This window comes from Thermococcus sp. ES12 (assembly GCF_012027515.1).
GTDB classification, from domain to species: Archaea; Methanobacteriota_B; Thermococci; order Thermococcales; family Thermococcaceae; genus Thermococcus; species Thermococcus barossii.
In genome coordinates this window covers 119,782-131,276 of record NZ_SNUP01000004.1, presented here as the reverse complement: position 1 = coordinate 131,276, position 11,495 = coordinate 119,782, and the positions used below count along the sequence as shown (strand labels likewise).

Sequence of the window (11,495 nt, the reverse complement as noted above, 5' to 3'; positions counted from 1 at the left end):
ACACAAACATGGTGAAGCCCATGCAGGTTTATGAAGGTAAGGCGAAAAAAATTATCCCGCTCGATGATGGAAAGGTCATAATGGAGTTCAAGGACGATGCTACAGCTTTCGACGGCAAGAAGAAGGCCCAGTTCAAGGGGAAGGGCTGGCTCAACGCCCAGATAAGCGCGGTTCTCTTCAAGGTTTTAGAGGAGAAGGGGGTTAAGACCCACTTCATAGGCGTCGCCGGTGAGAACAGGCTCATCGTTGAGAGGCTTGAAATGTACCCGCTTGAAGTTGTCGTCAGGAACGTCGTTGCCGGCAGCCTTAAGAAGCGCCTTCCGCTTGAGGAGGGAACCGAGCTGCCGGAGCCAATAGTCGAGCTCTATTACAAGGACGACAGCCTCGGCGACCCGATGATAAACCACCACCACGCAAAGATTCTTGGCGTGAGCGAGGAGGAGATTAGGGAGATGGAGCGCATTGCCCTTAAGGTTAACGATGTCCTGAGGGAGTACTTTGCCGAGCGTGGAATCATACTGGTCGACTTCAAGCTGGAGTTCGGCAAAAACGGGAGGGGCGAGATAGTGCTCGGCGACGAGATAAGCCCGGACACCTGCCGCTTCTGGGACGCGGAGACAAAGGAGAGCCTCGACAAGGACGTTTTCCGCTTCGACAGGGGCGACCTCATCAACGCCTACGAGGAGCTGTACAGGAGGCTTACGGGGGCTTAGCCTCGTAGGTTATCCAGACGGTGTAACAGCCCTTTTCGTCTTCCTCCACCACTATTTTCCTCAGCCGGATTCCGTACTCGCTTACGGCCTTTTCCACCAGCTCCAGCAGGTTCTCAAGGAATGCCTTCTTCTTTACGGTTAGCTCCATGGGACCACCGAAAAAAGTTGGGGGAGGGGCTTAAAGCCTTACCCCGTAGTTCTCAACGATTATCCCCCGCTCCTCCCTGACCGTCCCCAGCTCAAAGCTCTCAAAGTGTTTGCCGAGAATATCGAGGGCTTCTTCTTTCTCCTTCGGCGGGACTATCGCTATCATGCCAACGCCCATGTTGAAAACCCTGAACATCTCCTCCAGGGGGACGCCGTTCTCGTGGACGAGCTTGAATATGCCATCAATGGGTGGCATCTTCAGCCTGAAGCCGTAGCCCGTGAGGCGCTTGAGGTTGGTCAGCCCGCCCCCGGTTATGTGTGCTAACCCGTGAACCTCAACGCTTTCCAGCAGCTCAAGAACTGCCCTCACGTAAATCCTCGTCGGCTCCAGGAGCCACTCCCAGAGTTTCCTGCCCTCGTACTCGTAGTCGAGGCCGTACTTCGGGATGAGGAGTTTTCTAGCCAGCGTGAGGCCGTTGGAGTGGATTCCCGAACTCGCTATGCCAATAACGGCATCGCCGGGCCTTATCTTCTCACCCGTGATGACCTTCTCTCTATCCACCACGCCGATGGCGGTTCCCGCCAAATCGAAGCCGTTTATCAAATCGGGCATAACCGCCGTTTCCCCGCCGACTATCGCCACTCCCGCCTGTCTCGCCCCCTCGTGGAGGCCCTTTGCTATTTCCTCAAAAACCTTCTCGTCAGGCTCCTTTACGGCAAGGTAATCGACCAGCGCTATGGGCTCCGCCCCAACGCAGAGCAGGTCGTTCACGTTCATGGCTATCATGTCTATCCCCATCGTGTCGAACTTCCCAACGGCCTCGGCAACGAGCACTTTTGTTCCAACTCCATCGGTCGTCATGGCAAGGTAGAAGTCACGGAAGTTAAGTAAAGCTGCGTAGTGGCCTATCCCTCTCGGCTCACCGGGTTTTCCTCTCCTGAACTCGAAGGTCGCCTTTGCGAGGTCTATAAGTCCCCTCAGCGCTTGGGAGGTTTTTTCGTCATCAACTCCAGCCTGGGCGTAGGTCAGCATGAGCATCACCGCCGATAGTTCTCGAGCATGCTTAAAAGGTTTGCCATCTTCCTGCTTAAAAAGACTTAAATATAAGCAATTTTTAACATCTTAACGTCAAAACTTGAGGTGATCCTTATGATTAAGCCCCGCGATGAGCTCGGAACGGCTATGACCGATTCTGCCCAGAAGATAGTGCTCCTTGGAAGCGGCGAGCTTGGAAAGGAGATAGCCATCGAGGCCCAGCGCTTGGGAGTTGAAGTTATCGCCGTTGACCGCTACGCCAACGCCCCGGCGATGCACGTTTCTCACCGCTCCTACGTCGGCGACATGAAGAACGCTGACTTCCTCTGGAGCGTCATCGAGCGCGAAAGGCCGGATGCGATAATACCGGAGATAGAGGCCATAAACCTTGACGCCCTCTTCGAGCTTGAGAAGGATGGCTACTTCGTCGTCCCGAACGCTAAAGCTACGGGGATAGCGATGCACCGCGAGAGGACGAGGGAGACGCTCGCGAAAGAGGCTAAAGTTCCGACCTCACGCTACGCCTATGCAACAACTCTCGACGAGCTCTACGATGCCTGCGAAAAGATCGGCTACCCCTGCCACACCAAGGCCATAATGAGCTCCTCTGGAAAGGGCTCCTACTTCGTGAAGGGACCGGAGGACGTTCCAAAAGCCTGGGAGGTGGCCAAGAAGAAGGCCCGCGGCAGCGCGGAGAAAATCATAGTCGAGGAGCATATAGACTTCGACGTCGAGATAACCGAGCTTGCCGTCAGGCACTACGACGAGAACGGTGAGATCGTTACCACCTTCCCGAAGCCGGTCGGCCACTACCAGATTGACGGCGACTATCATTCGAGCTGGCAGCCGGCTGAGATAAGCGAGAAGGCCGAGCGCGAGGTTTACCGCATAGCCAAGCGCATCACCGACGTTCTCGGCGGCCTCGGACTGTTCGGCGTTGAGATGTTCGTTAAGGGCGACAAGGTCTGGGCGAACGAGGTCTCCCCGAGGCCCCACGATACGGGCATGGTAACCCTTGCCTCCCACCCGACCGGCTTCTCGGAGTTTGGACTCCACCTCAGGGCGGTCCTCGGCCTTCCGATACCCGGCGAGTGGGTTGAAGGCTACAGGCTGTTCCCGCTCCTAACGCCAGCCGCTACACACGTCATCAAGGCCAACGTTTCCGGTCACTCCCCGAGGTTCAGGGGTCTTGCAGGGGCCATGGGCGTACCCAACACTACCGTTAGGCTGTTTGGAAAACCGGAGGCATACCCTGGTAGAAGGCTAGGTGTCGCTTTAGCGTGGGATACGGATGTTCAGAAAGCGAAGAAACGCGCCGAGATGGTCGCCCATTCCGTTGAGCTTAGAACCAGGAGTTCAGAGTGGCACTCCCAGGATTATGAGAGGAGGAAACACATAATTTGATTAACATTTTGTTACAGTTCGACGAAAGAAGGAAAGGCTTAAAAAGGCTGAAATGTTCCAAAATGTGTGCTTAAATCAGACGTTTCTAAAATAAAGTGGGGATTGAATAAGAGATTGTCTCGATGCGGGCTCATGCCCGCATCCTTTCCCTGTACTCCTCAAGCTTCTTCATGAGTTCTTCGTTCTGGAGTGCCAGGATCTCGATCGCCAGCAGTGCCGCATTTTTTCCGTTGTCTATTCCCACAGCTGCAACGGGAATGCCCGGCGGCAGCTGGGCTATGCTGAGGAGGGCGTCGAGGCCATTGAGCTTCGCCGAAACGGGGACTCCTATGACCGGCTTAACCGTGTGTGCCGCTATGACTCCTGGCAAAGCTGCGCTCAGGCCCGCTATCGCTATGAAGACGTCGTAGTCCTTCTTAGCTAGCTCTTCGACCTTCTTCGGATTCCTGTGGGCCGAGGCAACTTCAACGTCGTACTCGATGCCGAACTCGTCGAGAACCGGGGTTACCTTTTCCGCAATATGGGAGTCGCTCCTGCTTCCCATAACCACGAGCACCTTCATGGGCTTCACCGAAAGAAATTGTCCGCGGCACTTTATAAATTTTGCCATTTTAATGTAAAAACAAAGCTTAAAAGCTGAAGTTTTTGACAAATAAATGGTGAAGCTCATGAAGGTTCTGCTCGTTGGAGGCGGCGGTAGGGAAAACGCCATAGGTGAGGCCCTCGTAAGGGGCGGTGCGGAGCTCTACGTCGTTTCAAAGCACAGAAATCCCGGGCTGGCAAGGCTGGCGAAGGGATACGGCCTGGCCAGGGAAACCGATGTTCCCAGAGTTCTTGAGTTTGCGGAGAAGTGGGGGGTCGATCTGGCCTTCATCGGCCCGGAGGCTCCCCTGGAGAGGGGGATCGTTGATGCGCTCGAAGAGAGTGGGATTCCAGCGGTCGGCCCGAGCAGGAAAGCTGCACAGCTCGAGACCAACAAGGCCTTCGCTAGGGCCTTCATGGAGAGGCACGAGATCCCCGGCAGGAAGCTCTTCCGCGTCTTCGAGGACGTCTCCGAGATGCGCTCTTGGGTGGATGACTTCGGAAAGCCCGTCGTTGTGAAGCCCCTTGGCCTGACGGGCGGTAAGGGAGTTAAGGTCGTTGGCTACCAGCTGGGGGACAACGAGGAGGCAAAAGCCTACGCCGAGGAACTCATCAGGCGGGACGGCAAAGTCCTCATCGAGGAGCGCACCGACGGCGTCGAGTTCACCTTCCAGGTCTTTACGGATGGAAAGAAAGTGATCCCGATGCCCCTTGCCCAGGACTACCCCCACGCCTATGAGAACGACGAGGGGCCGATAACCGGGGGCATGGGGTCATACTCATGCGCGAACGGCCTGCTGCCCTTTGTGACGCGCGAGGACTACGAAAAGGCCCTGGAGACGCTCAAGGCGACGGTCGAGGCGACGAGGAAGGAAGGAATCCCCTACAAGGGCATCCTCTACGGCCAGTTCATGCTCTCCAGAGATGGTCCGGTTATAATCGAGTACAACGCCCGCTTCGGCGACCCCGAGGCGATGAACGTCCTCCCGCTCCTCAGGACGGGCCTGCTTGAGGTAGCCGAGGGAATCGTGGATGGGAGGCTGAGAAAAGCGGAGTTTGAAAACAAAGCCACCGTCGTCAAGTACCTCGCACCGAGGGGCTATCCAGTCAGCCCCGTGAATGGAGTGAAGGTCGAAGTGAACGAAGGAGCCATAGCCGAAGCCGGGGCAAGGCTCTACTACGCCTCAATCGATGAGAGCTTCACGCTCCTCGGCTCGCGCGCCATAGCGGTCGTTGGAATCTCTGATACTCTCGAAGAGGCGGAGACGATAGCTCAGAATGCCGTCAGTTACGTGAAGGGAGAGCTCTTCTACCGCAGAGACGTTGGGACTCGGAAAAGCGTTGAGAAGAGAATCGAAACCCTGCGGAACCTCGGAAAGGATTTCGAGCCGAATTCATGCTGAGGTGGTTAAGATGATAAGCCGTGAGGAAATTTTGAGAGTCCTTGAGAGATACGACCCTGAAAAGATAACCGTCGGCGTTATAGGCAGCCACTCCGCGCTGGACATAGCCGATGGAGCGAAGGAGGAGGGCCTTCCAGTTTTAGTTGTCGCCCAGAGGGGCAGGCACAGGACCTATGCGGAGTACTTCAAGCTGAGGAAGACGAGGGATAACCTAACCAGGGGCTTCATAGACGAGGTTATAGTCCTTGAGAAGTTTGCCCAAATCATTGATACCCAAGAGGAGCTGGTAAAGAGGAACGTAATCTTTGTGCCAAACCGCTCCTTCGTGGTCTACACGGGCATAGACAGGGTGGAGAACGATTTCCGTGTTCCGCTCTTCGGGAGCAGGAACCTGCTTCGGAGCGAGGAGAGGAGCGAGGAGAAGAGCTACTACTGGCTCCTTGAGAAGGCTGGTCTTCCCTATCCGGAGCCCGTTAGCCCAGAAGAGATTGATGAGGTCGGCCTAGTCATCGTCAAGCTGCCGCACGCGAAGAAGAGGCTTGAGCGCGGCTTCTTCACGGCAGCAAGCTACAAGGAGTTCCGCGAGAAGTCAGAGAGGCTCATCAAGCTCGGCGTCATAACTGAGGAGGATCTGGCAAAGGCCAGAATCGAGCGCTACATCATAGGCCCGGTCTTCAACTTCGACTTCTTCTACTCGCCGATAGATGAGGAGATTGAGCTCCTGGGAATCGACTGGCGCTTCGAGACGAGCCTGGACGGCCACGTGAGGCTTCCGGCGAGCCAGCAGCTGACCCTGCCAGAGCACCAGTTCGAGCCGGAATACACCGTCTGCGGTCATGCCGCCTCAACGCTCCGTGAGAGCCTTCTGGAGAAGGTCTTCGACATGGCCGAGCGCTACGTCAGGGCGACGCAGGAGTACTATCCACCCGGAATAATCGGGCCCTTCACGCTCCAGACGGCCGTTGACAAGGATCTCAACTTCTACATCTACGATGTAGCCCCGAGGACGGGCGGTGGAACCAACATTCACATGGCGATGGGTCACCCCTACGGTAACGCCCTCTGGAGGAGGCCGATGAGCACCGGAAGGAGGATTGCCCTCGAGATAAAGCGCGCGGTTGAGCTGGACGAGCTTGAGAAGGTGGTAACGTGAGGTGGTTGAAATGAGATGGAAGGTTACCGTCATCGTTCGCCTTAAGGAAGGCCTCAACGACCCGGAAGGAAGGGTCATAGGAAACGCCCTCAGGAACCTCGGCTACGCGGTGGAGAACCTTCGCGTTCCCAAGTACTTCGAGTTCGAGCTGGAGAGTGAGAAGCCTGAGCGAGAGGTCGAGGAGATGTGCAGAAAGCTCCTTGCCAACCCGCTGATCCACAACTACGAGTACAGCATCGAACCGGTGAGCTGAGATGGTTAAGTTCGCGGTCATCGTCTTCCCCGGAACAAACTGCGACTTTGAGACGGAGAGGGCCATAAGGAGGGCCGGTGCAGAGGCCGAGCGTGTCTGGTACAAGGCCAGCCTCAAGGACTTTGACGGGGTGGTTCTACCCGGAGGATTCAGCTACGCCGATTATCTCCGCGCTGGAGCAATAGCTGCTCGCCAGGAGATAATGGAGGAGGTCAGGGAGTTCGCCCGCGAGGGGAGGCCCGTTCTGGGGATATGCAACGGCTTTCAAATCCTTACCGAGGCCGGTCTCCTTCCGGGGGCGCTGAGGCCGAACAGAATACCGCGCTTCCTCTGCAGGTGGGTGCACCTGAGGGTTGCCAATGTAGAGACGCCGTTCACTTCACTCTACGAGCCGGGGGAGGTCATAAGGATGCCGATAGCCCACGCGGAGGGTAACTACTACGCAGATGACCCGTCAAAGGTCAGAATCGTCTTCCAGTACAGCGACGAAAAGGGCAACGTAACCGAAAAAGCGAACCCAAACGGCTCGGTTCTCAACATAGCGGCCGTAACCAACGAGAGGGGCAACGTCCTCGGAACCATGCCCCACCCGGAGCGCGCGAGCGACCGCTTTTTGGGGGGCGAGGACGGTCTGAGGCTCTTCAGGAGCATGGTGGAGTGGGCGAGGAGGTGATGGAATGTTCCCGCACGAGGAGACGCTCATCCGTGAACGCTTGAAGAGAGAGCCGAACGAGCTTGAGTGGGCCATGCTGGAGGTCATGTGGAGCGAGCATGCCTCATACAAGTCGAGCAGGCCGTGGCTGAAGCTCCTGCCGACGGAGAACGAGCACGTGATTTTGGGCCCCGGTGAGGACGCTGGAATAATCAGGTTTGATGATGAGACCTGGGTAGTCGTCGGAATCGAGAGCCACAACCACCCTTCAGCGGTGGAGCCCTACGGTGGAGCGGCGACGGGCGTCGGTGGAATCGTCAGGGACATACTCTGTATGGGTGCAAGGCCGATAGCTTTGCTTGACCCGATACGCTTCGGGCCATTGGAGAAGGAGCGGAACCGGTATCTCTTTGAGTACGTCGTCAAGGGCATAGCCGACTACGGCAACAGGATAGGTGTCCCGACGGTCGGAGGAGAAACCGAGTTCGATAAGAGCCTTGAGGACTACACGCTCGTCAACGTTGCCTGCGTTGGAATCATGAAACCGGAACACCTCGTCCACAGCTACGTCACCGAGTCCGGTCTCAAACTCATCCTTGTCGGTAACAGAACCGGGAGGGACGGGATTCACGGTGTCACCTTCGCCAGCGAGGAGCTGGGCGAGAACGCGGAGGAGGAAGACCGCTCCGCGGTGCAGATTCCTGATCCCTTCACTGAGAAACTGCTCATAGAGGCCACCCTTGAGGCGGTCTACGCCGGCAGGGTAAAGGCGCTCAAAGACCTCGGTGGTGGCGGTTTAACCTGCGCCGCCTCTGAGATGGCAGGGAAGAAGGGCTTCGGCGCGGTAATCTACGCCGACAGAGTTCCACTTCGCGAGCCGGGGATGAGCGTTACCGAGGTAATGATTTCCGAAAGCCAGGAGAGAATGCTCTTCGCGGTTAGTGAAGCCGACGTCGATGCCCTCGGAAAGATTTTCGAGAAGTACGGCCTTGAGTGGACGGTTGTTGGGGAGGTCGTTGAGGAGCCGCGCTTTGTGATATACTGGATGGGGAAGAAGGTAGCGGACCTTCCGGTGGAACTCCTCGCAGATGTGCCGACGATAGAGTGGGAGATGAAGCCTTACAGCATCGAAAAGCCTGCTGAGACGCCTGACGTCCCCTTCGAGAGGGCCTTCAACCTCGTCTGGAGCAGCCCGAACGTCGTAAGCAAGCGCTGGGTCTGGCAGCAGTACGACCACGAGGTTCAGGGGAGGACCGTCCTCAAGCCCGGGAGAGACGCCGCCGTCCTGAAGCTCAACGACGAGTACGGCCTGGCCTTCGTTGCCGACGGAAACCCCCGCCACAGCCACCTCAACCCCTACCAAGGTGCGATGGGTGCCGTCGCTGAAGTCGTCAGGAACCTCGTCAGCGTTGGGGCTGAACCCCTGGCCTTGGTGGACAACCTCAACTTTGCCTCGCCCGAGAGGCCCGAGGTTTACTGGAGCTTCGCCGAGACGGTGAGGGGGCTGGCCGATGCGGCTAAAGCCTTCGGTTTGGCGTACGTCAGCGGCAACGTCAGCTTCTACAACGAGGTCGTTGACAGGCCGATAAAGCCGACTCCGGTTGTGGCCGGCCTCGGGAAGGTAAAGCTTGAGGAAATTCCGGAGATGGGGCTGAGCGGTGGGCTGCTCATCGCGGTGGTCGGCCTCACAAGGCCTGAACTCGGCGGTTCAGAACTTTACAGGGTCTTTGGAGTCGAGGGCGGCTTTGCCCCCCGTGTAAACCTTAAAATGGAAAGGGCCAACGCCGAGGGGATTCTGAAGGCTATACAGAAAGGTCTCGTTAGGGCGGTGCACGATGTGAGCAGGGGCGGTATGGCCGTCGCTTTGGGGGAGATGGCTCTAGCAGGAAGCACGGGCTTTACGGTGGATTTCTCGAAGGTTCCAGCCGAAACATCAAACCCGGTCGAGGTCGCCTTCAGCGAGAGTCACTCCCGCTATATCGTGGCCTTCCCGGAGGAGAACCTCGATGAGCTCACCGCCGTCTTCAGGGACTTCGCCGTCATTGGAAGGGCCGGCGGAAAGGAGGCGGCCTTCCTCTGGGACGGAAGGGAGCTCCTCCGGAAGCCCTTCGAAGAGCTCAGGGCAATCCATGAGTCCCTGCCAAAGCTTCTGGGTGAGGAGGAATGAGGGTAGCGACCTACGCTTCACACTCTGCCCTCCAGATTTTGAAGGGGGCAAAGGGGGAGGGCTTTGAGACGATAGCCTTTGGAAACCCCCGCGTTAAGCCCCTCTACACGCGCTACTTCCCTGTGGCGGACTACTTCATTGGGGGAACCTATCCGGAGGAAGAGCTGCTTGAGCTCGATGCGGTCGTCATACCAACCGGTTCCTTCGTCGCCCATCTCGGAATCGAGCTTGTTGAAAAAATGCGCGTCCCCTACTACGGCAACAAAGAAGTCCTGAAGTGGGAGAGCGACAGGAACCTCGAGAGGAAGTGGCTCGAGAGGGCGAAGCTTCGCCTCCCGAGGGTCTACGATGACCCGGACGAGGTAGACGGGCCGGTCATAGTCAAGCCCTTCGGCGCGGGCGGTGGAAAGGGCTACTTTTTGGCTAACAGCCCACAGGACTTCTGGAGAAAGGCGGAACGACTGGGCATCAGGGACAAGGAAGACCTAAGAAAGGTTCAGATTCAGGAGTACGTCCTCGGCGTTCCGGTTTATCCCCACTACTTCTACTCGAAGCTCAACCGCGAGCTGGAGCTGATGAGCATAGACAGAAGGTATGAGTCCAACGCCGACGCGATAGGAAGGATCCCGGCCAAAGAGCAGTTCGATCTCGAAATTAACACCAACTACACGGTGGTGGGCAACATCCCGATAGTCCTGAGGGAGAGCCTGCTGATCGATATTATCGAGGCCGGCGAGAGGACGGTCAAAGCTGCCGAGGAGCTCATGGGCGGCCTGTGGGGCCCCTTCTGTCTGGAGGGGGTCTTCACCGAGGAGCTGGACTTTGTGGTCTTCGAGATTTCCGCGAGGATAGTGGCGGGAACAAACCCCTTTGTCCACGGCTCGCCCTACAGCTGGCTCCGCTATGACGAACCCGTTAGCACGGGGAGGAGAATCGCGATGGAGCTGAGGCAGGCCCGGGAGGAGGATCGGCTCGATGAAATTTTGACGTGAAACTGTCTAATTTCCGCTCGGATAGGTTTATAAATTGACGTCCGAATGGTTGGCAAAAAGGTGGTGCTCATGTGGGAGAGGTTCATCGAGGAGAAGGTTGAGGAGATAAGGAATACGGTCGGTGACGGGAAGGCCATAATAGCCCTCTCCGGCGGCGTTGACAGCTCGGTCGCAGCGGTGCTTGCTCACAAAGCGATTGGCGACAGACTCCACGCCGTCTTCGTGAACACCGGCTTCATGCGGAAGAACGAGCCGGAATTTGTCGTCAAGACCTTCCGCGACGAGTTCGGGCTCAACCTGCACTACGTCGATGCCGGCGAGAGGTTCTTCAGCGAGCTCAAGGGGGTCACCGATCCAGAGGAGAAGAGGAAGATAATCGGCAGGGTCTTCATCGAGGTCTTCGAGGAGGTCGCAAGGGAGATTGACGCCCAGTTTCTCATCCAGGGAACTATTGCCCCGGACTGGATTGAGAGCAGGGGCAAAATCAAGAGCCACCACAACGTTGGAGGCCTGCCTGAGAGGCTCAACCTCAGGCTGATAGAGCCGCTCCGCGACCTCTACAAGGACGAAGTCAGGGAGCTTGGCAGGGAGCTCGGCCTCCCGGAGAAGATATACAACCGCATGCCCTTCCCGGGGCCGGGTCTTGCCGTCCGTGTCCTCGGCGAGGTTACTCCGGAGAAGGTCGCCATCGTTAGAGAGGCAAACGCCATAGTCGAGGAGGAAATCGAGAGGGCCGGGCTGAGGCCTTGGCAGGCCTTCGCCGTTCTTCTCGGTGTCAAAACCGTCGGCGTTCAGGGCGACATAAGGGCCTACAAGGAAACAATCGCCGTCCGCGTCGTTGAGAGCCTCGACGGCATGACGGCCAACGCAATGAACGTTCCCTTCGAGGTCCTCCAGAGAATAGCCTTCAGGATAACGAGCGAGATTCCTGATGTTGGAAGGGTGCTCTACGACATCACCAACAAGCCTCCAGCAACGATTGAGTTCGAGTGA

The 11,495-nt window shown here is 57.3% G+C and carries 12 protein-coding genes; 9 read left to right on the top strand and 3 right to left on the bottom strand.

What is annotated here, in order from left to right; all coding sequences use genetic code 11:
* The first annotated feature begins 20 nt into the window (after positions 1-20).
* Positions 21-713 carry a phosphoribosylaminoimidazolesuccinocarboxamide synthase gene (purC, locus tag E3E37_RS10135; protein ID WP_305849825.1) on the top strand — a complete coding sequence of 231 codons (693 nt, stop codon included), beginning with the start codon at positions 21-23 and terminating at the stop codon, positions 711-713.
* On the opposite strand, the gene E3E37_RS10130 is transcribed toward purC, so the two are convergent.
* Both E3E37_RS10130 and purM read right to left on the bottom strand, forming a co-directional pair.
* Positions 700-861 (bottom strand): hypothetical protein, encoded by a 162-nt coding sequence (locus tag E3E37_RS10130; protein ID WP_167717067.1) that lies wholly within the window; start codon positions 859-861, stop codon positions 700-702. The genes purC and E3E37_RS10130 overlap by 14 nt on opposite strands.
* 30 nt (positions 862-891) lie before the next feature.
* Positions 892-1,893, bottom strand: coding sequence for a phosphoribosylformylglycinamidine cyclo-ligase (gene purM / locus E3E37_RS10125; protein ID WP_167717221.1), 1,002 nt, complete (start codon positions 1,891-1,893; stop codon positions 892-894).
* A 117-nt stretch (positions 1,894-2,010) separates the two neighbouring features.
* Here purM and purT point away from each other — a divergent pair, with 117 nt between their 5' ends.
* Positions 2,011-3,300, top strand: a complete 1,290-nt coding sequence (purT, locus tag E3E37_RS10120; protein ID WP_167717065.1) for a phosphoribosylglycinamide formyltransferase 2 — start codon at positions 2,011-2,013, stop codon at positions 3,298-3,300.
* A 130-nt stretch (positions 3,301-3,430) separates the two neighbouring features.
* On the opposite strand, the gene purE is transcribed toward purT, so the two are convergent.
* Entirely contained in the window at positions 3,431-3,862 is a 432-nt protein-coding gene (purE, locus tag E3E37_RS10115; RefSeq protein ID WP_167717219.1) for a 5-(carboxyamino)imidazole ribonucleotide mutase, read from the bottom strand.
* 106 nt (positions 3,863-3,968) lie between these two features.
* On the opposite strand from purE, the gene purD reads away from it, so the two are divergent.
* The 7 genes from purD (at position 3,969) to guaA (ending at position 11,495) form a co-directional block, all read left to right on the top strand.
* Positions 3,969-5,285, top strand: coding sequence for a phosphoribosylamine--glycine ligase (purD, locus tag E3E37_RS10110; protein ID WP_167717217.1), 1,317 nt, complete (start codon positions 3,969-3,971; stop codon positions 5,283-5,285).
* Between the two features lie 10 nt (positions 5,286-5,295).
* Positions 5,296-6,438 carry a formate--phosphoribosylaminoimidazolecarboxamide ligase family protein gene (locus E3E37_RS10105; RefSeq protein WP_167717063.1) on the top strand — a complete coding sequence of 381 codons (1,143 nt, stop codon included), beginning with the start codon at positions 5,296-5,298 and terminating at the stop codon, positions 6,436-6,438.
* A gap of 10 nt (positions 6,439-6,448) precedes the next feature.
* Entirely contained in the window at positions 6,449-6,691 is a 243-nt protein-coding gene (gene purS, locus E3E37_RS10100; protein WP_167717060.1) for a phosphoribosylformylglycinamidine synthase subunit PurS, read from the top strand.
* A 1-nt stretch (position 6,692) separates the two neighbouring features.
* A complete protein-coding gene (purQ, locus tag E3E37_RS10095; RefSeq protein ID WP_167717058.1) occupies positions 6,693-7,364 on the top strand; it encodes a phosphoribosylformylglycinamidine synthase I in 672 nt (223 codons plus the stop codon).
* Between the two features lie 4 nt (positions 7,365-7,368).
* Entirely contained in the window at positions 7,369-9,510 is a 2,142-nt protein-coding gene (gene purL / locus E3E37_RS10090) for a phosphoribosylformylglycinamidine synthase subunit PurL (protein WP_167717056.1), read from the top strand.
* A complete protein-coding gene (locus E3E37_RS10085; protein WP_167717055.1) occupies positions 9,507-10,502 on the top strand; it encodes a formate--phosphoribosylaminoimidazolecarboxamide ligase in 996 nt (331 codons plus the stop codon). The genes purL and E3E37_RS10085 overlap by 4 nt, the downstream gene beginning before the upstream one ends.
* 69 nt (positions 10,503-10,571) lie before the next feature.
* Complete coding sequence (guaA, locus tag E3E37_RS10080) at positions 10,572-11,495, top strand: glutamine-hydrolyzing GMP synthase (RefSeq protein WP_167717215.1); 924 nt, start codon at positions 10,572-10,574, stop codon at positions 11,493-11,495.

Bases quoted from the DNA above. Each gene is read 5' to 3' on its own strand.
- E3E37_RS10105 (WP_167717063.1), top strand. From the start codon at position 5,296: ATGATAAGCCGTGAGGAAATTTTGAGAGTCCTTGAGAGATACGACCCT.
- purQ (WP_167717058.1), top strand. From the start codon at position 6,693: ATGGTTAAGTTCGCGGTCATCGTCTTCCCCGGAACAAACTGCGACTTT.
- purC (WP_305849825.1), top strand. From the start codon at position 21: ATGCAGGTTTATGAAGGTAAGGCGAAAAAAATTATCCCGCTCGATGAT.
- purL (WP_167717056.1), top strand. From the start codon at position 7,369: ATGTTCCCGCACGAGGAGACGCTCATCCGTGAACGCTTGAAGAGAGAG.
- purT (WP_167717065.1), top strand. From the start codon at position 2,011: ATGATTAAGCCCCGCGATGAGCTCGGAACGGCTATGACCGATTCTGCC.
- purM (WP_167717221.1), bottom strand. From the start codon at position 1,893: ATGCTGACCTACGCCCAGGCTGGAGTTGATGACGAAAAAACCTCCCAA.
- purD (WP_167717217.1), top strand. From the start codon at position 3,969: ATGAAGGTTCTGCTCGTTGGAGGCGGCGGTAGGGAAAACGCCATAGGT.
- E3E37_RS10130 (WP_167717067.1), bottom strand. From the start codon at position 861: ATGGAGCTAACCGTAAAGAAGAAGGCATTCCTTGAGAACCTGCTGGAG.
- E3E37_RS10085 (WP_167717055.1), top strand. From the start codon at position 9,507: ATGAGGGTAGCGACCTACGCTTCACACTCTGCCCTCCAGATTTTGAAG.
- purE (WP_167717219.1), bottom strand. From the start codon at position 3,862: ATGAAGGTGCTCGTGGTTATGGGAAGCAGGAGCGACTCCCATATTGCG.
- guaA (WP_167717215.1), top strand. From the start codon at position 10,572: ATGTGGGAGAGGTTCATCGAGGAGAAGGTTGAGGAGATAAGGAATACG.
- purS (WP_167717060.1), top strand. From the start codon at position 6,449: ATGAGATGGAAGGTTACCGTCATCGTTCGCCTTAAGGAAGGCCTCAAC.